Genomic DNA, 21991 nt, shown 5'->3' with positions numbered 1-21991 from the left:
GCATTCGTCCCCTTCGGGCGTCGTTGAAGGCGAAGCCAGAGCCGGAACAATGAGGGGCCGATGAGCGCTGCTGCCACGCATCCGCAAGACCAGACCTATTCGCCCCCGCAAGCCGGGCCATTGCTGGAGGTGTCCGGGGTCACGCTCCAGTACAAGACCCGCGATCTGCTGGTCACGGCCACCCGCGACGTCAGCTTCGAAGTCTATCCGGCCGATCGTTTCGTGCTGCTCGGCCCGTCCGGTTGCGGCAAATCCAGCCTGCTGAAAGGTGTCGCCGGCTTCCTGAAACCGGTGGCGGGCTTCATGCGGCTGAACGGCCAGATGATCGCCGGCGCCGGGCCCGACCGCATGATGGTGTTCCAGGATTTCGACCAGCTGATGCCGTGGAAGACCGTGGTGGAGAATGTGATGTTCCCCATCCTGGTAAGTCGGCGCTTTCCGCGCGCCGAGGCCCGTGAGCGGGCCATGGCCAGTATTTCGAAAGTCAAGCTCGGCAAGTTCGCGGACGCCTATCCGCACATGCTTTCCGGCGGCATGAAGCAGCGCGTGGCCATCGCGCGCGCCATGGCTATGGAGCCTGCCATCCTCCTGATGGACGAGCCCTTCGCCGCCCTCGATGCCCTGACGCGTCGCCAGATGCAGGACGAACTGCTGCAGCTGTGGGACGACATCCGCTTCACCGTCCTCTTCGTCACCCACTCCATCGAGGAAGCGATCGTGGTCGGCTCGCGAATCCTGCTGCTTTCGCCTCACCCCGGCCAGGTGAAGGCGGAACTGAACGCTCACCAGTACCGGCACGACCACCTGGGCGGGAGCGATTTCATGGCCCTGGCCCAAAAGATCAACATCATGCTTTTCGCCGAGGGTCACCATGGCTGAGATGTCCCCCCCGCAGGCCGCCCGGCTGTCTCCCCCCATCCGTCCGGAATTCGAGCGCACGGCGCCGCGCGTGAGCGATGCGGGCGAGATCGAGCGCCCGCTCTCGCTCTGGGAGCACCTCACCAACATGGAGGGGGTCCGGCGCGGGGCGATCGTCGTCGTGCTGATGGTGGCCTGGCAGGCCTACGCCGTATGGCTCGCCAACCCGCTGATGTTCCCCACGCTGACGGACACGCTGCGCGCCTTGTGGGACAGTCTCGTCCACGGCGTCCTGCTCCAGCGCATCGGGGCGACGCTCCAGGTGCTTATGACCGGCTATGCGATCGGCATCGCCCTCGCGGCGATGCTGACGACCTTCGCCGTCTCTTCGCGGCTGGGTGCCGACCTGCTCGCGACCCTCACCGCCATGTTCAACCCGCTGCCGGCCATCGCCCTCCTGCCGCTGGCGCTGTTGTGGTTCGGGCTCGGCGTGCCCAGCCTCGTCTTCGTCATCGTGCATTCAGTGCTCTGGGCGGTGGCCCTCAACACACTGACCGGCTTCCTCGGCGTATCCGAGACCCAGAGGCTGGCCGGCCAGAATTATGGCCTGCGTGGCGTGCGCTACGTGGCGCTGATCCTGATCCCCGCCGCCTTCCCCTCCATCCTCTCGGGGCTGAAGATCGGCTGGGCCTTCGCCTGGCGGACGCTGATCGCGGCGGAGCTGGTGTTCGGCGTGTCCTCCCGATCCGGCGGCCTCGGCTGGTTCCTGTTCGAAAAGCGCAACCAGCTGGAAACCGATCAGGTCTTCGCCGGGCTCACCTGCGTCATCATCATCGGCCTTCTGGTGGAAGGATTGATCTTCCGCACCATCGAGGCCCGTACCATCCGCCGCTGGGGCATGAGCCGCGGCTGACCTCACCCTGCACGCACAACCTAAGGAAACGAGCAGTCCCATGCGTATTCGCCTACTCGGCACCGGCACGCCCACGCCCTCCCTGCGCCGCATGTCCTCCGGCTATGTGATCGAGACCGGCAACGACGTGATCGTCATGGACCACGGCTTCGGCGCCCACCATCGCCTGCTGGAGCTGGGCATTCCCGCGACCCGGGTTACCCACCTCTTCTTCTCCCATCTGCACTATGACCATTGCGGCGATTATGGCCGCTTGCTCCTGACCCGCTGGGACCAGGGCGCCGACCGCATCCCGGAGCTGAAAGTCTTCGGGCCCTCCCCCATCGCCGAGATCACCGAGCGCCTGTTCGGGCTGGATGGCGTCTACAACGCGGACCTTGTGGCACGCACCTCCCACGGCTCGAGCCTCGACCTGTTCAAGGCCCGCGGTGGCACGCTCCCCCGGCCGCGGCCCGTCCCTGAAGTCACCACGCTTGCGCCCGGCGACATCATCCAGGGCGACGGCTGGACGCTGGAGACGACCCAGGTGAACCACTTCCAGCCCTTCCTAGTCACCCTCGGCTTCCGCCTGACGACGCCCGAGGGCGTCTTCGTCTATTCCGGCGACAGCGGGCCGGCGGAAAGCATGCATGTGCTGGCCAAGGACTGCGACGTGCTCGTGCACATGTGCCATTATCTTTCGGGAACGAACTACAGCCCGGATTTCTCCCACAGCTGCATGGGCCACATGGAGTTGGCGGAGCTGGCGCGCGACGCCAAGGTGAAGAATCTCGTTCTCACCCACATCACCGAGCAGTTCGACCGGCCCGGCCTCAGGGAACGGGTGGTCGCCGACATTTCGCGCATCTACGGCGGCAACATCTTCTTCGGCGAGGATCTCATGGAGATCCCGCTCAAGGGACCGCAGAACGACCGCCTGCTCTGACGCGATTCGGCGATCACCCGTCGAATCTGATGCACTAAGAAGCAAACGCGATTCCCGGCCCGCCGGCGTCGCGTTTCATCGATCGCAAAACGAGACGCCGAAACGGCGCAGAACCTTCCAGACAACAAGGGGATACATATGAAATACCTTGCCCGACTGGCCGGATTGGCCGTCGCTCTTGCCGCCGTCTTCGGTCCGCACCTTGCCGAGGCGGCCGAAGTGCGCGTCGTGAGCGGCCTCGGCCTATGCTACCTGCCCATGATCATCGCCAAGGAAAGCAGGCTGATAGAAAAGCATGCGGCCGCCCTCGGCGTACCCGACGTCAAGGTCACCTACACGCGGCTGACCAGTGGCCCGGCCATCACAGATGCGCTGATCTCCGGCAATGCCGACATTGCCATGGCCGGCACGTCGGTGATGCTGAATCTGTGGGACAAGACGGTGAAGTTCGCCCCCGTGAAGGGGATGATGGCGATCTGCGATTCCCCGATCTATTTCAACACCATCGACCCCGCAATCACGTCCATCAAGGACTTCAAGCCGAGTGACCGGATCGCCATGGCCTCCGGCAAGGGAACGCAGCATGCGCTGATCCTGGAGATGGCCACCGCCCAGGCTTTCGGCTTCGACCAGCGCAGCAAGTTCGACACGCTGGCCATTACAATGTCCCATCCCGACGGAGTCGCTGCGCTGCTTTCGGGCGGGGCAGGCGCCAAGACGCACGTGACCACAGTGCCCTTCATCCAGATGGAACTTGCCAATCCGAACGTGCGCACCATCCTCAGCTCCTATGAAGTCACCGGCGGCCCCAACACGTTGATCACTGCTTACGCCAATGACAAGTGGCGGGCGGACAATCCCAAGCTCTATGACGCCACCTATGCGGCGCTGACCGAGGCGATGGGCCTCATCGCCGCCGACAAGACCGCGGCGGCGCAGGCGTTCAAGCGGTTCGACACCTCGAAGCTGTCGGTGGCGGAGATTGTCGCGATCCTCAATGATTCAAATATGATGACCTTCTCGCCGACACCCCGGAAAGTGATGCTTTTCGCGGAATACATGCACAAGACCGGCCTTCTGAAGAACTCACCTGCCTCCTGGAAAGACGTTTTCTTCAGCAACGTCCATGATCTGCCCGGCGACTGACCGCTCATGGCGGGCACCGCGCACGCCAGTGTGTCGGCGCCTTGCCTCCTCGGGGGAATGTCGGTACCACCGCCCTCTCACCTGCGTTCGGAATCTCCCATGACAAAGCCTCAGGTTCCGCGTGCGACGCGCGATAAGGCAGATGCCGTGATCAGGGCTCCGGCGTCCCAGGCGGGATACGACTTCTGGCGCCGCTTTGCGCCGAAGGACCCCGGCCAGTCCCCGAAATACCTCCAGCTGAGGGATGCAGTGCTGGCCGGGATTCGCGAGGGATTCTGGAGCCTTGGCGATCGCCTCCCGCCCGAAAAGGATCTGGCCTTGGCCACCGGACTCAGCCTCGGCACGGTGCAGAAGGCTTATCGCGAGCTGGTGCAGGACGGGGCAGTGGATCGTCGTCAGGGGCGGGCCGGAAGCTTTGTCAATCGCGAGCCGCGCCAAGTGGATACGGTCTGGCACTTTCTGTTCAGCGACGAGCGGCGCGAGAACTTTTTCCCGGTCTTCCCCCAGGTGGACCGTGTCCACCGGCACAGCAACCGCGGCTCCTGGAGCATGCACCTGCAATGGGTGGAAGACGAAGTGGTAGAGATCGACCGCATCGTCGACATCGGCCACGAATTACTAGTCTACAGCCAGTTCATTATTGATGCGCGCGTCTATGACCAGGCGCGCAAGGACAAGACGATGCCCCTCGAGGGCATTAACCTGCGGCGTGAGCTTAACCTCAATGTCCAGCGCATGACCTACGATATCCGCATTGAGCCTCTTCCGCGGGACATTTGTTCCAAGATCGGGGTGGCGTCCAAGACGATCGGGATGGTGGTGGAGATCTTCAGCTCGGCAAGTCCGGCCAATCATGGCTCGTTTCAGCGGATCTTCATCCCGCGCACGCAGTTCTTCATGCGCATAGACAGTCAGGCGCCCCGGTCCGCGTAAGGCTCACTCGTAGACGCGTCGATCCGCATTCTCCTGCGGGTGGACGGTTCCCACCCGCTCGGCCCGGCACCCGTTGCGGAACGCGGCCGGGGTCATGCCCAGCCGGGCCTTGAGGGCGCGGCCGAAGTGGGAGGAATCCACGAAGCCAAGATCGGCCGCGATCTGTGCCGTGGTGGTTGAAGTATTCCGAAGCATCCATTGGCCGTGCTTCAGCCGCAAGTCGAGATAGGCCTGGTGCGGGCTCGTTCCAAGTTGCTCTTGGAACAGCCGTTCGAACTGCCGGGTTCCGAGGTCGAGCCGAGACGCGATCTGCGGGGTGGTCAGCGGATTGGCCAGATTCTGCTCCATCATCAGCAGCGCGCGTTGGACGCGTCGGTCCGCGCAGGCGTGGGGATTCGGCTGCGGCACGGGCTGGGGGCTTGCCTCGTCCCGCGGCCGGGTCACCAGCAGCATGTGCATCGCCTTCTGCGCCCGTGCCTGGCCCAAGTGCAGCGCCACGAGGTGTGCAGCCAAGTCCGCCACACCGGTCCCGCCCGAGCAGGTGATTCGGTCCCCGTCGATCACGAACAGCAAGTCGGCGACCAGGATAAGGTTCGGAAATTCCTCCATGAAATCCCGGTAGTGGTACCAGCTCACGCAGCACTTGCGGTGCTCCATGAGGCCGAGCCGGCATAGCACGAAGCTGGCCGTGCACACGCCCACGAGCGGCACGCCGGCCTCAGCCGCCTTGTGAAGATAGGCTGCGGTCTCGGAAGGCAGCGGCGGTACGTCGTGCAGCAATCCGCCCACCACCACCACATAATCGAAGCCCGCCGGGTCCATAAGGCCTGCGGTGGGTTGCACCTCGATCCCGCAGGAGGAGCGCACCGGCCGCCGGCTCGGGCTCATCACCTGCCAGTCACAGGCGATGGGCCGCGAGCGATCCCCTTCGTCGCCGGCGAGGCGCAGCACATCCACGAAAGTGGAAAATGCAGTAAGGGTGAAATTGTGCAGCAGCAAAAAGCCGACTTTCAGCTTCGGTCGTACCGTGCGCGAATGTCTCATTCCTACTATTGTGTAGTCGTCTTTCTGCAAGATTCAAGCATTATCCTCGGGCACAATCGCTGCACAAATTGGCAGGACCACGCTGCCGCTGCAGGTGATTTGGATGCCGCACTTTTCGCTCTCATCGCTTCTGTTCGAAGCCTTCAATGCGCACAAGGGTTGGGGGCTGCAATGGCGTAAGCCCGAGCCCAAGCGCGCCTACGACGTTGTTGTTGTCGGCGGCGGCGGGCATGGGCTGGGTACCGCTTATTATCTCGCGCGCAAGCACGGCATCACCAATGTCGCCGTGATCGAGAAGGGCTGGATCGGCGGCGGCAATTCCGGTCGAAATACCACCATCATCCGCTCCAATTATCTCTACGATGAAAGTGCGGCCATCTACGAGCGTGCGTTGAAGATGTGGGGCGGCCTCGCACAAGAATTGCAGTACAATGTCATGTATTCGCCGCGCGGGGTCATGATGTTGGCCCACACCCAGCATGACATGCAGATCTTCATGCGGCATATCTATGCCAACCGCCTGAACGGCATCGACAATGAATGGCTGACCGCGGAGGAGGCGCGCGCCTTCTGCCCGGGGCTCGATATTTCCCCCGGCGCTCGCTACCCGGTCCTGGGCGCCGCGCTCCAGCGGCGCGGCGGCACGGCCCGCCATGATGCGGTGGTGTGGGGCTATGCGCGGGCCGCCGATGCCCTCGGCGTCGACATCATCGAGAATTGCGAGGTAACCGGATTCATCCGCCAGTCCGGCGGCGCGATCGCCGGCGTGGAGACCACCCGCGGGCCGATCCGCGCCCGCAGGGTGGGCGTCGCGGCAGCCGGGCACACCAGCGTCGTGATGGCGCGAGCCGGGCTGCGCATGCCGCTGGAAAGCTTCCCGCTGCAGGCGCTGGTCTCCGAGCCGGTGAAGCCGGTGGTGCCCTGCGTCGTCATGTCGAACGCTGTCCATGCCTACCTGTCCCAGTCGGACAAGGGCGAACTGGTGATCGGCGCCGGCACCGACCAGTACATCTCCTATTCCCAGCAGGGCGGGCTGCACGTCACCTCCCATACGCTGGAGGCCATTTGCGAGCTGTTCCCGCAGTTTCGGCGCATGAAGATGATGCGCTCCTGGGGTGGCATCGTGGATGTCACGCCGGACCGTTCGCCGATCATCGACCGGACGTCGGTGGAAGGGCTTTACGTCAATTGCGGCTGGGGCACGGGTGGCTTCAAGGCGACACCGGGCGCGGCCGACCTGTTTGCCCACATGCTTGCCACCGGTGCCCCGCACCCCATCAGCGCGCCTTTCACCCTCGACCGTTTCCGCACTGGCCGCCTCATCGACGAGGCGGCCGCGGCGGCGGTCGCACACTGAGTTCCATTATGCTCCTCCTCCATTGTCCCCATTGCGGCGCCCGGCCCGAGATCGAGTTCCGGTGCGGCGGCGAAGCCCACATCTCCCGTCCGGAGCATCCCGAAGCGTACGACGACACGGCCTGGGCGGGCTTCCTCTACTTCCGCTCCAATCCGAAGGGCGGCCACGCGGAGCGCTGGCTTCATGCGCACGGCTGCGGGCGCTGGTTCAATGCGCTGCGCGACACCGCCAGCGATGCGTTCGTGGCGAGCTATCCCATGGGGACGCCACGGCCAGAAGGAGGCGCATGATGGCCCATCCCCAACCCTTCCGCCTGCCCGCCGGCGGGCGCGTCGACCGCACCCAGCCCCTCCGCCTCACCTTCAACGGACGTGGACTTACCGGCCTCGCCGGCGACACGGTGGCTTCGACCCTGCTGGCGAACGGCATCCACCTTGTGGGGCGCTCGTTCAAGTATCACCGTCCGCGCGGCATCCTCAGCCACGGCGCGGACGAGCCCAATGCGCTGCTGGACATCGATCGCGGCGCCGGCCGGCGCGACCCGAACAACCGCGCCACCATCGTGGAAGCCTGCGACGGCCTCGTCACGCGCACCCAGAACCATTGGCCGTCGCTGGAATACGATATCGGTGAGGTGAATGATCTTCTCGCGCCGATCTTCGTCGCCGGATTTTACTACAAAACATTCAAATGGCCCCGAAGTTTCTGGCACAAGGTCTATGAGCCGGTGATCCGCGCCGCGGCCGGGCTCGGCGTGGCTCCGCGCGCGCCGGACGCCGAGCGCTATGGGCATCGCCACGCCTATTGCGACGTGCTGGTGGTGGGGGCGGGGCCTGCCGGCCTTGCCGCCGCGCTCGCCGCCGCGGAACACGGACAGCGGGTGATCCTCGCCGATGAGCAGCCGGAGCCCGGCGGCAGCCTGCTCCACGACGCAGTCTCGACCATCGAGGGCGAGCAGGCTGTTGCCTGGCGCGACAAGGCGTTGGCCGAGCTTCAGCGGCGGGACAACGTCACCGTCCTGACGCGGACCACCGCCTTCGGCTATTACAACCACAATCATGTCGCGTTGGTGGAGCGCTGCACCGACCATCTCGCGGTCGCCCCTGCGGGTCAGCCGCGGGAGCGGCTGTGGCAGATACGGGCCCGCGAGGTGGTCCTCGCCACCGGTGCCCACGAGCGTCCCCTGGCCTTTGCTGGAAATGACCGGCCGGGCATCCTGCTGGCGGAGAGCATCCGCGTCTACCTGCAGCGCTATGCGGTCGCCGTCGGGCGGTCCCTCGTTTTCGCGACCAACGGAGCATCTGCCTACCAGGCCGCTGCGGAGGCGCGGGCCGCAGGCCTTGCCGTGACGGTGGTGGACACGCGCCCGCAGGAGGCCTGCGGGCCGGAACTGGCCGGGATCCGCGATGCCGGCATCGAGGTGCTGACGGGACACACGTTGGTCGGCTCCCTCGGTCGCAGCCGGGTGAGGGGGCTCGTCGTCGCGCCGGTCGGCCCGTCCGGGAGCGTCGGGCCGCGCCGCGTTCTTGCGTGCGATGCCGTCGGCCTCTCCGGCGGATGGACGCCCGCCGTGCATCTTCACTCCCAGTCGCGCGGCAAGCTGGCCTTCCGGGAAGATATCGACGCCTTCGTTCCCGGCGCGGCGGCGCAGCGGGCGCGCTCGGCGGGCGCCTGCAACGGCACCTACGAGCTGTCCGCCATTCTCGCGGAAGGCTGGCAGGCGGGCGGTCAGGCAGCGAGGGGCGGGAGCGCGCGGACCTTCGCCGTTGTCCCTCCCTCCGCCACCGGCTTCACCCCGGCTCGGGTGCTGCCGACGGACGCCGATCCAGGCCGCGCGCGCGCGTTCGTGGATTTCCAGAACGACGTCACAGCCAAGGACATCCGGCTGGCGGTGCGCGAGGGGTTCGAGAGCGTCGAGCACGTTAAGCGCTACACCACCAACGGCATGGCCACCGACCAGGGCAAGACCTCCAACATGGCCGCTCTCGGCCTCATCGCCGAAGCGGTGGAGCGGCCCATTCCGCAGGTGGGCACCACCACCTTCCGCGCGCCCTACTCGCCGGTCTCGTTCGGCGCCCTTGTGGGCGCGGCGCGCGATACCCTGTTCGACCCTATCCGCACCACGCCCATCGACGGCTGGGCGCGCGCGCGCGGCGCGGTCTTCGAGCCGGTCGGCCTGTGGCAGCGCGCCCGCTATTTCCCCCGGGCCGGAGAGGACATGCGCGCCGCCGTGGCGCGGGAATGCCGAACGGTGCGCCAGGCGGTGGGCCTGTTCGATGCCTCGACGCTGGGCAAGATCGAGGTGACGGGACCAGACGCCCTGGAGTTTCTCGATCGCATTTATGCGGGCGACCTGAGCGCACTTGAACCCGGCATGTGCGGCTACGCCCTGATGCTGGGCGAGAGCGGCTTCATCTTCGATGACGGCATCGTCGCCCGCCTGGGGCCGGACCTTTTCCACGTCACCACCTCCAGCGGCGGCGCGGCGCGCGTGTTCGCCCACATGGAGGACTATCTCCAAACCGAATGGAGCCAGCTGAAGGTGCATCTCACCTCCACGACGGAGCAATGGGGCGTTATCGCCGTGCAGGGGCCCAGGGCAACCGAGGTGATCGCGCCGCTGGTCGAGGGCATCGATCTCTCGCCCCTGGCTTTCCCGCCCATGGCGGTGCGTAGCGGAACCCTATGCGGGGTCCCTCTCCGGCTGTTCCGGCTCTCCTTCACCGGCGAGTTGGGCTACGAGATCAACGTGCCCTCCGGCTTCGCGCGGGATGTGTGGGACGTCCTGTGGGAGCGCGGGCAAGGCTTCGGCATGGCCGCCTACGGCACCGAGGCCACCCATGTGCTGCGTGCCGAGCGGGGCTTCCTGCTCGCCGGCCATGACACCGATGGCACCGTGACGCCGGACGATGCCGGCCTGTCCTGGGCGGTGTCCGGCACCAAGCCGGATTTCGTCGGCAAGCGCTCGCTATACCGGCCGGACATGCTGAAGGCGGACCGCCGGCAACTGGTCGGCCTCCTGACCGAAGCGGAAGGCCTCGTGGTGGATGAGGGCGCGCAGATCGTGGCCGATCGGATGGCCGCGGTGCCGGTGCCCATGCTCGGGCATGTCACGTCGAGCTATTGGAGCGACACCTGCGGGCGATCCATCGCTTTGGCCCTCGTCTCGGGCGGGCGGGGGCGGATGGAGGAGGTCCTCCATGCGACGACCCGTACCGGCTTCACCGCCGTGCGCGTGGTGCCCCCGGTCTTCTTCGATCCCACGGGAGAACGCGTCCATGGAAGCAACGTCCATGTCTGAGCGTGCCACATATCGCTCGCCGTTCACCGCGCCGGCCTCCATCACGCCAGCGGCGGCCATCGTCCCCCTCGGCCCGGCAAGCCGCCACGTGCTGCGCCTCCCGCCCGGAGCCGCGGCGGCGGTGGGACAGGCGGGGATGTTCGATCTGTCCGGCCCCGTCAATTCCGCGCGGGGCACGGCGGATCGCTTCGCCGCGCGCCTCGGCCCCGACGAATGGCTGCTGGTGGCGCCGGATGGGGATGGAGCGGCGAGCGCCATCGCGGCGGATCTTGCCGGGCATTTTCATTCCCTGGTGGACATCGGCCACCGCCAGGCGGCGATCACCGTCGGCGGCGCCGCCGCGCCGATGATCTTGAATGCGGGGGTCCCCCTCGACCTCCACGGGAGCGCATTTCCGCCGGGGAGCGCCACCCGCACCGTGCTCGCCAAGGCCGAGATCGTGCTGGTGCGGGGCAGCGAGGGGTTTCGTGTCGAGTGCGCGCGGTCCCTTGCCCCTTATGTCCAGGCTTTCCTGCTGAATGCGGCGCAGGAATGGGGGGCGGCGTGATCAGCGTGTTCGAGCTGTTCAGGATCGGTATCGGGCCGTCCTCGCCCCCCACGGTGGGTCCCGTGGTCGCCGCAAGGCGTTTCCTGAAGACCAAGCCCGTGCGGATCAGACGGGTTCGGGGGGAGCTTTTCGGTTCCCTCGCCCGGCGCGGCGACGTCACCCATCATGTCTCCCTGGACCAGGTGATCGAGACCATGCGGCAAAAGAGTGCCGGCATGCAGTCCAAATACAGGGAAACCGGGCAAAGCGGCCTCGCGGTCAACCTGTTCGCATCCTGACTCATCGAGGCCTCACCAAACCGTCCCGGAAAGCCCCCGCGTGACCATCTACCTTCCCATCGCCGAACTGCCCGTCGCCATCTTCACCATCTTCGCGATGGGCCTCGCGGTGGGGTTCATCTCGGGTATGTTCGGTGTGGGCGGCGGCTTCCTGATGACGCCGCTGTTGATCTTCACCGGTGTGCCGCCTGCGGTGGCGGTGGCCAGCGTGTCGCCCTACATGGCCGCTTCCTCCTTCTCCGGCGCCTTGTCCTACTGGCGCAAGGGCATGGTGGACATGCATTTGGCTGGCGCACTGCTCTCTGGAGGCCTGCTGGGCACGCTCGCCGGGGTGATGCTGTTCCTGTTCCTGCGGGTGATCGGCCAAGTCGACCTGTTCATCCGCATCTCCTACACGGCGCTGCTCGGCACCCTTGGCACCCTCATGCTGGTGGAAAGCGTGCGCGCCATCCGCCGCACCGCCAAGGGGCGACCGGCGGTGGTGCGCCGGCCGGGCACAAGAGCCTGGTTCATGCGCCTGCCGCTGAAGATGCGTTTCCGCCGCTCGCGTATCTACGTGTCGGCTCTGCCGGTGGTGGCTATCGGCTTCGCCATCGGCCTCGTCGGCGCGGTGCTGGGCGTGGGCGGCGGGTTTATCCTCGTGCCGGCGCTCATCTATCTGCTCAAGGCGCCGACCCAGACCGCGGTGGGCACCTCGCTGGTGCTCACCTTCGTCACCATGGCGGCGGCGACGGTGCTCCACGCCCAGGCCAATGGCACCGTGGACGTGGTGCTGGCCCTGGTACTGATGGTGGGCGGCACCATGGGCGCCCAGTTCGGGGCCCGCACCGGCCAGTCGCTGCGGGCCGAGCACCTGCGCCTGCTGCTGGGCCTGCTGGTGCTGGGGGTGGCGGTGCGGGTGGCGGGGGAGTTCGTCACCCGTCCGGCAGACACCTTCGTCGTGACCACCATGGAGAAGCTGCGATGATGGTGCGCGCAGCCGTCCTCATTCTGGCCCTGCTGGGTGGCTGCGGGATGGCGCGGGCCGATGGGCTGGTGGTGTCGGTGTCACAGGCGCAGGTGCACATCACCTCGGGCTTCACGGGGGCGGACCTTGTGGTGTTCGGGGTCATGGATCCGCAGGACGCCGCCGGCGGGAGCCCCGACGTGGTGGTGACGGTGCGCGGACCGGGGCAGACCTTCACCACATGGCGCAAGACGCGGGTGCTGGGGCTGTGGATGAATGCGGACAGCCGCACCTTCCTCGATGTGCCGTCCTTCCTCGACATCCTCACCAGCCGCCCGCCGGAGGAGATGGCCGAGGCCGATTCTCTGCGGCTGGGTCAGATTGGCTTGGGGCGCATCCTCTTGAAGCAGCGGATCGGCGACGATCATGCGGACGTGGTGTCGGCCGACCCGTTCCGCGCCGCCTTCCTGCGCATCCAGCAGGCCCAGGGTCTGTACCGGGAGAACACGTGCGGGGTGACCTTCATCGCTCCCCACGTGTTCCGCGCCGAGGTGGCCATTCCCGGCACCGCCCCGCTGGGGCGCTATCAGGTGGAAGTGCAGCTGCTGCGCGGCGGCCGGCCGGTCGCCTCCGCAACCACCTCCTTCGACGTGCAGAAGACCGGCGTCGAGCAGTCGATCGCGGAATTCTCACAGCGCAACGGGCTGCTTTACGGTCTCGCCGTCGCCATGGGCAGCCTCATGCTGGGAGGAGTCGCCAGTATTTTATTTAGACGGTAGTGGTGGCGAAGATGGAAAATGCCGAGGCAGGGGGGCTCGCCGCCGTCGGCGTCGATCGGGCCGTTCGCTGTTGGAAAAATCCAGCGAGCACGCTTCGGTATGGATCAAGCTTACCGACCCGGTCAGGCGGTTGAGGCGCGTGGGCGCTGCGCCGACCTGCGGAGGGGCAGCAGCTCTTTCGGTCTCACCCCATCCGGTACTGCTCGATCTTGGCGTGGAGGCTGCTGCGCGGAAGGCCCACGCGAGCCTTGAAACTCGCATCATGGTTCCTGCGTTTGCGCATGTCCTGATCTCCTCCTAACGGGAGATTAGATGACGTCAAAACGTGGCGTCCATCACGACCCAATTTTTGGGGAGTAGTTCACATGAGTCGAGCAGCCGGTCTTCACCCCGATCGACATGATCGCCTACCAGCGCGCGGCAGATCGATTCAACGCCTATGGACGCTCATGAATGCCCACGGCATTTCCGTATTTTTTTCCGTACGGATCGCGTTCGAGCGCCAAATCTCAGGCCAAGCGCTTGAAAACGCTGGCGCTCCCAAGGGGAATCGAACCCCTGTTTTCGCCGTGAGAGGGCGACGTCCTAGACCGCTAGACGATGGGAGCTGCGCGGAAGGGGCTCCGTATAACCGCGAACCGAGCGGTCAGCAAGCCCTTCCTTGTGGGCTTTCGATCTCATCCCCAAAGCAGGCGGCAGGTTTTCCTGGGGCAGATGCCGGGTTCTTCCCGAAATAGAGGCCAAGTCTGCCCGGGGCGGGCACCGCCTCGGGCCCGCACGAGGCGCCGGCGGCTTGCGCCACCGATCGCGCCGGTGAGGTTTTTGAAGGCCCAAGGCCCAAGGCCCAAGGCCCAAGGCCCAAGGCCGGTCAGGGCAGGGGGCGCGGGCGGTGGCCGAAGATGGCGCTGCCGATGCGCACATGGGTCGCGCCCTGGTGAATCGCCACGCCGAAGTCCGCGCTCATGCCCATGGACAAGCCCGGCAAGCCGTTGCGCGCGGCGATCTGTGCCAGAAGCGCGAAGTGCGGCGCCGGCACGTCGTCCACGGGGGGAATGCACATCAACCCCGCCACGGTGAGGCCGCAGGCCTCGCGGCATTCGGCGATGAAGGCGTCCGCCTCCTGCGGCAGAACGCCCGCCTTCTGCGGCTCCGCCCCGGTGTTCACCTGCACGAACACCGGCAAGTGGCGGCCCTGGCGGGCCATTTCCTCGGCCAGGGCGCGGGCGATCTTCGGCCGGTCGACGGTGTGGATCACGTCGAAGGTCTCGACCGCCTCGCGGGTCTTGTTGGATTGCAGCGGCCCGATGAGATGCAGCACCAGGCCGGGGGTCGCGGCCTGGAGCGCGGGCCATTTCTCGCGCGCTTCCTGCACCCGGTTCTCGCCGAACACCCGCTGGCCGGCGGCGATGACGGGCAGGATGTCCGGCGCCGGGAAGGTCTTGGATACCGCGATCAGCTCCACCGCGCCGGCGGGGCGGCCGGCTTCGCGGCAGGCGAGCTCCAGTTCGGCGCGCACCCGGGCGAGGCGCTCCGCGGGTCCTTCGTGATCCAGATCGGGCATGGGCGATGATCCTTCGTGCGCCCCGCAGGGCGCGTGGCATTGTGGCTCCCTTTTGTCGAAAGTTCGCGGTAGAAGAAAGATAGGGGGTGTCCGCATGGCAGGCGGGCGGGAGACGCTGGACATACATGGCCGATCAAGCTCAGGGACTTTGGGGCCGGCGTCGGCGGCGGAATGTCAGCATCAGGCGGCGGCTTGCCTATCTGATCCTGCTCGTGGCCCTGCCGATCTCCGCCGAGCGGATCTATGCGCTGCTCGCCTCGCGCGATGAGCAGATCGGCCGCACCTATGAGCAGTTGCGCGATATCGCCGAATCCGCCGCGCTCGCCCAGCGCGAGACGATCGGCGCCGCGCAGGCGGTCGTGCAGACGCTGAGCCGCCAAGCCTCGGCGCTGATGCAGGATCCGGCGGGATGCGAACAATTTCTGCGCCGCCTCAACAACGAGGCGGTCGGGGTCCAGGGGGCGTTGATCGCGGGCGCCGACGGCCGCGTGGTGTGCGCCAGCACGCGCGCGCTCATTGGCCTCGATCTCTCCGACCGCGAATATGTGCGGGACGCCCTCGCGACACCGCAGGCGGTCATCAGCCATCTGATCACGGCCCGCAACACCGGCCGCACCGTGATCGCCATTGCCGAGGCGGAACGGGACCCGCAGGGCGATCCCATCGCGCTCGCGGCGGTGGGCGTGGATCTGCAATGGATGTCGCGCATCGCCGCCCAATCGGGGGTCGAGGACGGAGTTACGGTCTGCATCATCGATGGCACCGGCACGGTCCTGGTGCGCTATCCGGTTGAGTCGGGCCTCGTGGGCGCCAATTTCCGCGATCATCCGCTGATCCAACGGGTCCTTGCCGGCACCGAGGGACAGTTGAAGGCGGTGGGACTCGATGGCCAGGAGCGTTATTTCGCCTTCGCCCGCCTCGCCGGAACCGAGCTGCGGGTCCTGGTGGGGAGCGATTCCTCGCTGATGATCGCCGATATCGATCAGCGCATCCTCACGATTTTCTTCGCCCTACTCGGCGGCGTGGTGCTGCTGATCGTTCTTGCCTGGTATGCGGCCGAGAAGCTGGTGGTGGATCCGGTGCAGCAGCTTGCGTTTGATATTGGCGCGGTCGGGCGGGAAGAGGCCGATACCATCAGCCAGGTGCGGGTGGAGGAATTCCAGCCGCTTGTTGCCGCCTTCGACGAGATGAACCAGCGCCTGTCGGAGCGCACCGAGGAATTGCGCAGCCAAAATGGCCGCCTCGCCGCGCTGGCGCGCATGGACGGGCTGACCGGGCTTGCCAACCGCCGCACGTTCGACGTGCAATTGTCGGAAGATTGGGTGCGCGCCGGCGACCTGCGGCGGCCGCTCGCGCTGGTGATGGCCGACGTGGATCATTTCAAGCTGTTCAACGACGGTCGGGGCCATCTCGCGGGCGACGATGCGCTGCGCAGCGTGGCGCGCATGCTCTCGGCGGCGACCGCTGGCACGGCCTATCTGGCGGCCCGTTATGGCGGGGAGGAATTCGTGGTGCTGCTGCCCGATACGGATCTCGCCGGGGCGGTGGAATTCGCCGAGGACGTGCGCCGGCTGGTCGCCGCCCTGGGCATCGAGCATCCCGGCGTGCCCTCGCACCGGCTCACGGCGAGCTTTGGCGCGGCGGCGACCGTGCCGCGCTTCCCTGGCTCCCCGGACAGCCTGCTTGCGGCGGTGGATGCCGCGCTCTACGAGGCCAAGCGCCAGGGCCGCAACCGCGTGGTGGCCGCGCCGGACTTCGCCACGGAGCGGCTGTGATGGACGGGGCGGCACGCCGGCCCGGCTGCGGCGCGCTCGCGGTGGTGGTGCGGGCGGGCCAGGTGCTGCTGGTGCAGCGGGCCAATCCACCGGACCAGGGCCTGTGGGGCTTTCCCGGCGGGCGCATCGAATGGGGCGAGACTGCCGCTGAGGCGGCGGTGCGCGAGCTGCGCGAGGAAACCGGCGTCGAGGCGCTGGCCGGCGCGCCGTTCTGCGCGCTCGACGCGCTCGACCGGGGCGCGCAAGGCGAGGTGCTGCATCATTACGTGCTGGTGGCGGTGCTGTGCCATTGGCGCAACGGCGAGGCGCGGGCCGCCGACGATGCACTGGATACGCGCTGGTTCGATCTGGACGAGATCGCCGCGCGGCAGGATGAATTGAGTCTGCGCGTGCTGGATGTGGCGCGCCAGGCCATGGCCATCATGGCGCGGGCCTGAAACCCGCGCGATGATCCAGGGAACGAGCCGCTGGCCCGCAGGGCCGCATCTGGGAGGTTGTCATGTCACATGCGTCGAAGGTGAACCCCGTGGCCCATGCCAAGGCCCCGGCCTTCGATTGGTCGGACCCGTTCCTGCTGGACGATCAGCTTTCCGAGGATGAGCGGCTGATTCGCGATGCCGCCAATGCCTATGCCCAGGACAAGCTGGCGCCTCGCGTGATCGAGGCCTATGCCACCGAGAAGACCGACCGCGCCATTTTCAACGAGATGGGCGAACTCGGCCTGCTGGGCGTGACGGTGCCGGAGGAGTACGGCGGCGCGGGCGCGTCCTATGTGGCCTATGGCCTGGTGGCGCGGGAAGTGGAGCGGGTGGACAGCGGCTATCGTTCCATGATGAGCGTGCAATCCTCGCTCGTCATGTATCCGATCCAGGCCTATGGCGACGAGGCGCAGCGGCGCAAATACCTGCCGAAGCTCGCCTCGGGCGATTATGTCGGCTGCTTCGGCCTGACCGAGCCGGACGCCGGCTCCGACCCCGCCGGCATGAAGACCAAGGCGGTGAAGATCGACGGCGGCTATCGCCTGTCGGGCACCAAGACCTGGATTTCCAACGCCCCCATCGCCGACGTGTTCGTGGTGTGGGCGAAATCCGAGGCGCACGGCAATGAGATTCGCGGCTTCGTTCTGGAGAAGGGCATGAAGGGGCTCTCCGCGCCGAAGATCGGCGGCAAGCTCTCGCTGCGCGCCTCCATCACCGGCGAGATCGTCATGGACGGCGTCGAGGTGGGCGAGGACGCGCTTCTGCCCAACGTGTCCGGCCTGAAGGGACCGTTCGGCTGCCTCAACCGGGCGCGCTACGGCATTTCATGGGGCGTGCTCGGGGCGGCGGAGGACTGCCTGGCGCGGGCGCGGCAATATACGCTCGACCGCAAGCAGTTCGGCCGGCCGCTGGCGGCCACTCAATTGGTGCAGAAGAAGCTGGCGGACATGATGACCGAGATCGCGCTCGGCCTTCAGGGCTCGCTGCGGGTGGGCCGGTTGTTCGACGAAGGCAAGATGGCGCCGGACATGATTTCCATCATGAAGCGCAACAATTGCGGCAAGGCGTTGGACATCGCCCGTGTCGCCCGCGACATGCACGGCGGCAACGGCATCCAGCAGGACTACCACGTGATGCGCCACGCGCAGAATTTGGAGACCGTGAACACTTATGAGGGCACGCACGACGTGCACGCCCTCATCCTCGGCCGGGCGATCACCGGCATCCAGGCGTTCTTCTGAGACCTGAGAGCGTGGCGCGAGAGTTCAGTCGAACTCCTGCGCCACCTCGCTCAGGAAGGCGAAGACATAAGGCGCGAACGAGCGCCAGCATTCCACCTGGAAGCTCTCCTCCTGCGTGGCGCGCACCAGCACCACGTCCGCCTTGCCGAGCAGGGTGCGCGTGGCGCTCCCGGCCGAAAAGGCGCTGTCGGCGAGGTCGAGCGCGATCCCGGCATTGAGCACGTCGCGGGCCTGCGGGCCGGCGACGCGAATGCCGCAATTGCGGCTGCCCACGTCCACCAGCGAGAAGAACCGGCCGATAAGGCCCTGTTCCAGATCCGCGCGGATCTGCGCACCCTCGCCCTCCGGCACAACGATCAGCCATTCGTCCGGTCCAAGACGGGCGGCGAAGCGCGCGGCGGTGCCTGAACAGGTGTTGATCGCGCCGGAGAAATCGAAGCCGGCGAGGACGCCTGCCGGTTGAGACTCAGCTTGCCAGATGCGCAGGGAGAACCGGGCGGCGGGGGCAAGCGGCGTCACCTGCGTCGCCCGAGCGCTGGCGGCGGGGGTCAGCACCGGGGTGCGGCGGGCGAGGGTCTGGGTGTCAGCCATGGGTGCTCTCTCCATTCACAGCGCCGTTCACGCGCTTGCCGTCCGCATCGAAGAACACCGGCGCCGAGACCTTCACCGCCGTGAAACCGGCGGGCGTGGTGACGTGCAGGGTTGCGCCCATGCGGGCGCGTCCGCCTTCCACCAAGGCCATGGCGATGGGATGCCCGCACGCTCCGCTCCAATAGGAGGAGGTGACATGGCCGAGCATCTTCATGGGCACCGGCTGGGCGATGTCGGCCACCACCTGCGCGCCCTCGTCGAGCACGCTGGTGCCGTCGAGGCTGGCGAGGCCGACCAATTGCTTGCGGTCCGGCACGCTCATGTCGGGCCGCGCCAGTGAGCGCTTGCCGACGAAATCCGGCTTCAGCTTGGAGACCATGCCGCCGAGGCCGAGATCGTCCGGGGTCACGGTGCCGTCGGTTTCCTGGCCGACGATGACGAAGCCGCGTTCCGCACGCAGCACGTGCATGGCTTCCGTGCCATAGGGCGTGATGCCGAAACGCTGGCCATAGTCGTACAGCGCCTCCCACACCGCGCGGGCATAATCCGCCGGCACGTTGATTTCATAGCCCATCTCGCCGGTGAAGGAGACGCGGAACAGGCGGGTCGGCACGCCCAGGATATGGCCGGTGCGGATCGCCATGTGCGGGAATGCTTCAGGGGAGAGGTCGATATCGGAGACGAAGGGCGCCAGCACATCGCGCGCCTTCGGTCCCTGGAGCGCGATCACCGCCCATTCCTCGGTGGTGGAGGTGGCGAACACCTTCAGGTCCGGCCACTCGGTCTGGAGATAATCTTCCATATGCGCCAGCACGCGCGGCGCGCCGCCGGTGGTGGTGGTCACATGGAAGCGATCCGGCGCGAGGCGGGCGACCACGCCGTCGTCGAACACGAAGCCGTCTTCCTTCAGCATCAGGCCGTAGCGGCACTTGCCGGGTTCCAGCTTCAGCCAGGCGTTGGGATAGATGCGATTGAGGAATTCCGCCGCGTCCGGCCCCACCACCTCGATCTTGCCGAGGGTGGAGGCATCGAAAATGCCGACGCTTTCGCGCACCGCCTTGCATTCGCGGTTCACCGCCGCGTGCATGTCCTCCCCCGCCTTGGGGAAATACCAGGCGCGGCGCCACAGCGCGACATTCTCGAACTTCGCCCCGTGCTCGGCCGCCCAATCATGCAGCGGCGCCTTGCGGATGGGGTCGAACAATTCGCCCCGCGCCGAGCCGATGATCGCGCCGAAGGTGACCGGGGTATAAGGCGGGCGGAAGGTGGTGGTGCCCACTTGCGGGATCGGCTTGCCCAGCAGGTCGGAGAGAATGCCGAGCGCCGCCATGTTGGAGGTCTTGCCCTGGTCGGTCGCCATGCCGTTGGTGGTGTAGCGCTTCACATGCTCGACGCTTTGGAACCCCTCGCGCACCGCAAGGCCGATGTCCTTGGCGGTGACGTCGTTCTGGAAATCCAGGAAGGCGCGCACCTTCTTCGGGTCGGCGTCTGTCGGCAGCACGCGGGCCGGCTTGAAGCCGGTGGCGGTGGCGGGCGTCGCGGCGAAAACGCGGGTGTCGGATGCGCCCGATGCGGCGCGGCCTGCCGCCCAACCCTCGGCGAGGATTTCGGCCAGATCATAGGTGCCTTTGCAGGCCCCGGCCGAGCGTTCCGCCTGCACCGATGTGCCGGGAACGAAGGCGTCAATTTCGTCGCGGAAGGCGAGCTTGCCGCGCGATTGGGAGAACAGATGGACGCTCGGCGTCCAGCCACCGGAGACACCTGCGCAGTCGCACGGCAAGGTGCGGCGTGCGCCGACCTTGCCCGCCGCATCCACCGGCGCGACGATCAGCCCGGTGAGCGCCTTCCCGCCCATGGCGCCGACGATGGTGTGGCCCGACAGCAGGGGAATGCCGGCGACGAGCGCACGCTCGGGGCCGATCTCCGCCTCGCGCCGGATATCCACCAGCGTCACGTCGAGCCCCGCCGCCTTGGCATCCGCCGCCGCGCGATAGGCGCTGGCGCCATTGGTGGCGAATACGATCCGCCGGCCCGGCGCGACGCCGTAGCGGTTGATAAACACCCGCACGCTCTCCGCCAGCATGATGCCGGGGCGGTCATTATCGGCGAAGGTGAGGGGGCGCTCGTGGGCGCCGGTGGCGATCACCACCTGCTTGGCGCGCACCTGCCAGAGCCGCTCGCGCGGCAGCTTGGGATCGGGCTGCGCGAGATGGTCGGTGACGCGCTCGGTGAGCACGATGTGATTGTGGTTGTAATAGCCGAACGTGGTGGTGCGCGGCAGCAGCGTGACATTGGGCCGGGCGGCCAGCGCGGTGCGCGCCTGCGCCACCCATTCGGCGGCGGAAATCCCGTCGATGGTGGCGGTCGTCTCGTGCAGCAGGCTGCCGCCCATCTCGGCCTGTTCGTCGGCGAGGATCACCCGCGCGCCGCTTTCGCTCGCGGCTAGCGCGGCGGCAAGGCCGGCGGGTCCCGCGCCCACCACCAGCACGTCGCAATGGGCGTTGCGGTGGACGTAGCGGTCCGCGTCCGGCAGATCGGGCGCGACGCCGAGGCCGGCGGCGGCGCGGATTCGCGGCTCATAGACCTTGTCCCAGAACGAACGCGGCCACATGAAGGTTTTATAATAGAAGCCCGCCACCAGCACCGGCGAGACGAGGTCGTTCACCGCGCCGATATCATGCTCCAGCGAGGGCCAATGGTTCTGCGAGGCGAGCTTCAGGCCGGCGGTGGCTTCCACGACGGTGGCGCGATTGTTCGGGTCCACGCGCCCGGTGCCGCGATCGACGCTGAGCAAAGCGTTGGGCTCGTCCGCGCCATGGGTGAGGATGCCGCGCGGGCGGTGATATTTGAACGAGCGGCCCACGAGCGTGATGCCATTGGCAAGCAGCGCCGAGGCGATTGTATCGCCGGCATAGCCCTGCACCGTGCGGCCGTTGAAGGTGAAGGTGAGGGGGCGGGCGCGATCCACCCGGCCGCCCTTGGGAAGGCGATGAGACTGGACCATCACTTGCCTCCCAGCGCGGGTTCCGCCGCCGCGATATCGGGCCGCTTCTCGCCCATCTTGTAGGTGGCAAGGATGGCGTCGCTCACGGTGTTGCGCACCGCATTGAACCAGCGGCCGCAGCCGTGGGAATGCAGCCAGCGTTCCGCATGCACGCCCTTCGGGCTTTTGCGGATGAAGAGATACTCCGCCCATTCGGCATCCGAGAGCGCGGCGGGATTTTCCGGCCGGGCGATATGGGCTTCGCCGCCGCAGTGGAATTCGATTTCCGGCCGCGCGCCGCAATAGGGACAGGGGATGAGGAGCATGACGCGGG

General features: G+C 67.0%; 20 protein-coding genes and 1 tRNA gene. 15 read left to right on the top strand and 6 right to left on the bottom strand.

Going from position 1 to position 21991, the window contains the following annotated elements:
- Positions 1-60 precede the first annotated feature (60 nt).
- The 5 genes from V5G24_RS21140 (at position 61) to V5G24_RS21120 (ending at position 4775) form a co-directional block, all read left to right on the top strand.
- On the top strand, positions 61-879 hold the full coding sequence (locus V5G24_RS21140; RefSeq protein ID WP_394083563.1) for an ABC transporter ATP-binding protein: 819 nt from the start codon (positions 61-63) through the stop codon (positions 877-879).
- On the top strand, positions 872-1771 hold the full coding sequence (locus V5G24_RS21135; RefSeq protein ID WP_394083565.1) for an ABC transporter permease: 900 nt from the start codon (positions 872-874) through the stop codon (positions 1769-1771). Before V5G24_RS21140 ends, V5G24_RS21135 begins: the two co-directional genes overlap by 8 nt.
- A gap of 40 nt (positions 1772-1811) precedes the next feature.
- Complete coding sequence (locus V5G24_RS21130) at positions 1812-2696, top strand: MBL fold metallo-hydrolase (protein WP_394083567.1); 885 nt, start codon at positions 1812-1814, stop codon at positions 2694-2696.
- Positions 2697-2834: 138 nt separating this feature from the next.
- On the top strand, positions 2835-3842 hold the full coding sequence (locus V5G24_RS21125; protein ID WP_394083569.1) for an ABC transporter substrate-binding protein: 1008 nt from the start codon (positions 2835-2837) through the stop codon (positions 3840-3842).
- A gap of 99 nt (positions 3843-3941) precedes the next feature.
- A complete protein-coding gene (locus V5G24_RS21120; protein WP_394083571.1) occupies positions 3942-4775 on the top strand; it encodes a GntR family transcriptional regulator in 834 nt (277 codons plus the stop codon).
- A 3-nt stretch (positions 4776-4778) separates the two neighbouring features.
- On the opposite strand, the gene V5G24_RS21115 is transcribed toward V5G24_RS21120, so the two are convergent.
- Complete coding sequence (locus V5G24_RS21115) at positions 4779-5819, bottom strand: GlxA family transcriptional regulator (protein WP_394083573.1); 1041 nt, start codon at positions 5817-5819, stop codon at positions 4779-4781.
- A gap of 103 nt (positions 5820-5922) precedes the next feature.
- On the opposite strand from V5G24_RS21115, the gene V5G24_RS21110 reads away from it, so the two are divergent.
- From V5G24_RS21110 to V5G24_RS21080, 7 genes are read left to right on the top strand one after another with little or no spacing between them, the layout of a single operon-like run.
- A complete protein-coding gene (locus tag V5G24_RS21110; RefSeq protein WP_394083575.1) occupies positions 5923-7176 on the top strand; it encodes a sarcosine oxidase subunit beta family protein in 1254 nt (417 codons plus the stop codon).
- Between the two features lie 8 nt (positions 7177-7184).
- Positions 7185-7466: a sarcosine oxidase subunit delta gene (locus V5G24_RS21105; protein ID WP_394083577.1), complete on the top strand. Its 282-nt coding sequence runs from the start codon at positions 7185-7187 to the stop codon at positions 7464-7466.
- The gene (locus V5G24_RS21100; RefSeq protein WP_394083579.1) at positions 7463-10477 is read left to right on the top strand and encodes a sarcosine oxidase subunit alpha family protein; all 3015 of its coding nucleotides are present in this window, start codon (positions 7463-7465) and stop codon (positions 10475-10477) included. The genes V5G24_RS21105 and V5G24_RS21100 overlap by 4 nt, the downstream gene beginning before the upstream one ends.
- A complete protein-coding gene (locus tag V5G24_RS21095) occupies positions 10470-11024 on the top strand; it encodes a sarcosine oxidase subunit gamma (RefSeq protein WP_394083581.1) in 555 nt (184 codons plus the stop codon). Before V5G24_RS21100 ends, V5G24_RS21095 begins: the two co-directional genes overlap by 8 nt.
- A complete protein-coding gene (locus V5G24_RS21090) occupies positions 11021-11302 on the top strand; it encodes a serine dehydratase beta chain (RefSeq protein WP_394083583.1) in 282 nt (93 codons plus the stop codon). The genes V5G24_RS21095 and V5G24_RS21090 overlap by 4 nt, the downstream gene beginning before the upstream one ends.
- 40 nt (positions 11303-11342) lie before the next feature.
- Positions 11343-12269 carry a sulfite exporter TauE/SafE family protein gene (locus V5G24_RS21085; protein WP_394083585.1) on the top strand — a complete coding sequence of 309 codons (927 nt, stop codon included), beginning with the start codon at positions 11343-11345 and terminating at the stop codon, positions 12267-12269.
- Complete coding sequence (locus V5G24_RS21080; RefSeq protein WP_394083587.1) at positions 12266-13027, top strand: TIGR02186 family protein; 762 nt, start codon at positions 12266-12268, stop codon at positions 13025-13027. Before V5G24_RS21085 ends, V5G24_RS21080 begins: the two co-directional genes overlap by 4 nt.
- A 532-nt stretch (positions 13028-13559) precedes the next feature.
- On the opposite strand, the gene V5G24_RS21075 is transcribed toward V5G24_RS21080, so the two are convergent.
- Positions 13560-13635 (bottom strand) — tRNA-Glu (locus V5G24_RS21075).
- Positions 13636-13895: 260 nt separating this feature from the next.
- Entirely contained in the window at positions 13896-14588 is a 693-nt protein-coding gene (locus V5G24_RS21070; protein ID WP_394083589.1) for a YggS family pyridoxal phosphate-dependent enzyme, read from the bottom strand.
- A 125-nt stretch (positions 14589-14713) separates the two neighbouring features.
- Between V5G24_RS21070 and V5G24_RS21065 the strand changes: the two genes are divergently transcribed.
- The 3 genes from V5G24_RS21065 (at position 14714) to V5G24_RS21055 (ending at position 18083) form a co-directional block, all read left to right on the top strand.
- Positions 14714-16363, top strand: a complete 1650-nt coding sequence (locus V5G24_RS21065) for a sensor domain-containing diguanylate cyclase (protein ID WP_394083591.1) — start codon at positions 14714-14716, stop codon at positions 16361-16363.
- Positions 16363-16800 carry an NUDIX hydrolase gene (locus V5G24_RS21060; RefSeq protein WP_394083593.1) on the top strand — a complete coding sequence of 146 codons (438 nt, stop codon included), beginning with the start codon at positions 16363-16365 and terminating at the stop codon, positions 16798-16800. Before V5G24_RS21065 ends, V5G24_RS21060 begins: the two co-directional genes overlap by 1 nt.
- A 62-nt stretch (positions 16801-16862) precedes the next feature.
- The gene (locus V5G24_RS21055) at positions 16863-18083 is read left to right on the top strand and encodes an acyl-CoA dehydrogenase (RefSeq protein ID WP_394083595.1); all 1221 of its coding nucleotides are present in this window, start codon (positions 16863-16865) and stop codon (positions 18081-18083) included.
- Positions 18084-18107: 24 nt separating this feature from the next.
- Here the strand turns inward: V5G24_RS21055 and V5G24_RS21050 are convergent, their stop codons facing one another.
- The 3 genes from V5G24_RS21050 to V5G24_RS21040 are packed head-to-tail and all read right to left on the bottom strand — an operon-like array spanning position 18108 to position 21983.
- Positions 18108-18674, bottom strand: a complete 567-nt coding sequence (locus tag V5G24_RS21050) for a sarcosine oxidase subunit gamma (RefSeq protein ID WP_394083597.1) — start codon at positions 18672-18674, stop codon at positions 18108-18110.
- The gene (locus V5G24_RS21045; protein ID WP_394083599.1) at positions 18667-21678 is read right to left on the bottom strand and encodes a sarcosine oxidase subunit alpha family protein; all 3012 of its coding nucleotides are present in this window, start codon (positions 21676-21678) and stop codon (positions 18667-18669) included. Before V5G24_RS21045 ends, V5G24_RS21050 begins: the two co-directional genes overlap by 8 nt.
- On the bottom strand, positions 21678-21983 hold the full coding sequence (locus tag V5G24_RS21040) for a sarcosine oxidase subunit delta (protein WP_394083601.1): 306 nt from the start codon (positions 21981-21983) through the stop codon (positions 21678-21680). The genes V5G24_RS21045 and V5G24_RS21040 overlap by 1 nt, the downstream gene beginning before the upstream one ends.
- Between the last annotated feature and the right edge of the window lie 8 nt (positions 21984-21991).

It is taken from the genome of Roseixanthobacter finlandensis, assembly GCF_043195105.2.
Taxonomy (GTDB): domain Bacteria; phylum Pseudomonadota; class Alphaproteobacteria; order Rhizobiales; family Xanthobacteraceae; genus NCEH01.
Note: the sequence above shows the minus strand (reverse complement) of the source record. Positions and strands in the feature narration are given on the sequence as shown.

Coding starts and splice junctions, on each gene's coding strand:
- V5G24_RS21125 (WP_394083569.1), top strand. CDS start 2,835: ATGAAATACCTTGCCCGACTGGCCGGATTGGCCGTCGCTCTTGCCGCC.
- V5G24_RS21135 (WP_394083565.1), top strand. CDS start 872: ATGGCTGAGATGTCCCCCCCGCAGGCCGCCCGGCTGTCTCCCCCCATC.
- V5G24_RS21120 (WP_394083571.1), top strand. CDS start 3,942: ATGACAAAGCCTCAGGTTCCGCGTGCGACGCGCGATAAGGCAGATGCC.
- V5G24_RS21065 (WP_394083591.1), top strand. CDS start 14,714: ATGGCCGATCAAGCTCAGGGACTTTGGGGCCGGCGTCGGCGGCGGAAT.
- V5G24_RS21050 (WP_394083597.1), bottom strand. CDS start 18,674: ATGGCTGACACCCAGACCCTCGCCCGCCGCACCCCGGTGCTGACCCCC.
- V5G24_RS21105 (WP_394083577.1), top strand. CDS start 7,185: ATGCTCCTCCTCCATTGTCCCCATTGCGGCGCCCGGCCCGAGATCGAG.
- V5G24_RS21110 (WP_394083575.1), top strand. CDS start 5,923: ATGCCGCACTTTTCGCTCTCATCGCTTCTGTTCGAAGCCTTCAATGCG.
- V5G24_RS21040 (WP_394083601.1), bottom strand. CDS start 21,983: ATGCTCCTCATCCCCTGTCCCTATTGCGGCGCGCGGCCGGAAATCGAA.
- V5G24_RS21115 (WP_394083573.1), bottom strand. CDS start 5,819: ATGAGACATTCGCGCACGGTACGACCGAAGCTGAAAGTCGGCTTTTTG.
- V5G24_RS21140 (WP_394083563.1), top strand. CDS start 61: ATGAGCGCTGCTGCCACGCATCCGCAAGACCAGACCTATTCGCCCCCG.
- V5G24_RS21130 (WP_394083567.1), top strand. CDS start 1,812: ATGCGTATTCGCCTACTCGGCACCGGCACGCCCACGCCCTCCCTGCGC.
- V5G24_RS21080 (WP_394083587.1), top strand. CDS start 12,266: ATGATGGTGCGCGCAGCCGTCCTCATTCTGGCCCTGCTGGGTGGCTGC.
- V5G24_RS21055 (WP_394083595.1), top strand. CDS start 16,863: ATGTCACATGCGTCGAAGGTGAACCCCGTGGCCCATGCCAAGGCCCCG.
- V5G24_RS21045 (WP_394083599.1), bottom strand. CDS start 21,678: ATGGTCCAGTCTCATCGCCTTCCCAAGGGCGGCCGGGTGGATCGCGCC.
- V5G24_RS21095 (WP_394083581.1), top strand. CDS start 10,470: ATGTCTGAGCGTGCCACATATCGCTCGCCGTTCACCGCGCCGGCCTCC.
- V5G24_RS21070 (WP_394083589.1), bottom strand. CDS start 14,588: ATGCCCGATCTGGATCACGAAGGACCCGCGGAGCGCCTCGCCCGGGTG.
- V5G24_RS21100 (WP_394083579.1), top strand. CDS start 7,463: ATGATGGCCCATCCCCAACCCTTCCGCCTGCCCGCCGGCGGGCGCGTC.
- V5G24_RS21060 (WP_394083593.1), top strand. CDS start 16,363: ATGGACGGGGCGGCACGCCGGCCCGGCTGCGGCGCGCTCGCGGTGGTG.